This is a genomic window from Neisseria sp. P0001.S005 (assembly GCF_051963715.1).
This window is the reverse complement of sequence record NZ_JBQCTZ010000777.1, coordinates 1-365: the sequence shown is the minus strand read 5'-3', so window position 1 is coordinate 365 and position 365 is coordinate 1. Positions and strand designations below refer to the sequence as shown.

The 365-nt window shown below is 49.0% G+C and carries 1 protein-coding gene; it reads left to right on the top strand.

Translation table 11 applies throughout. From position 1 onward, the window contains the following. The coding region (locus ACTHSP_RS22825) for a multicopper oxidase domain-containing protein (RefSeq protein ID WP_440347106.1) at nt 1-365 on the top strand (365 nt) is incomplete at both ends.

Sequence of the window (365 nt, the reverse complement as noted above, 5' to 3'; positions counted from 1 at the left end):
ATCGTAACTCACGCTCCGGAAGTTCCACCTCCAACTGATCGCGATCATCCGGCTAAAGTACGCGTTAAAATGGAAACCATCGAAAAAACCATGACCATGGAAGATGGTGTTGAATACCATTACTGGACATTCAACGGTGACGTTCCAGGCCAAATGATCCGTGTACGCGAAGGCGATACCGTAGAAGTAGAATTCTCTAACAATCCTTCTTCTACCGTTCCTCATAACGTTGACTTCCACGCTGCTACCGGTCAAGGCGGTGGTGCAGAAGCTACCTTTACTGCTCCTGGCCACACTTCTACCTTCAGCTTCAAAGCACTGCAAGCTGGTTTGTACATCTACCACTGTGCCGTTGCTCCTGTAGG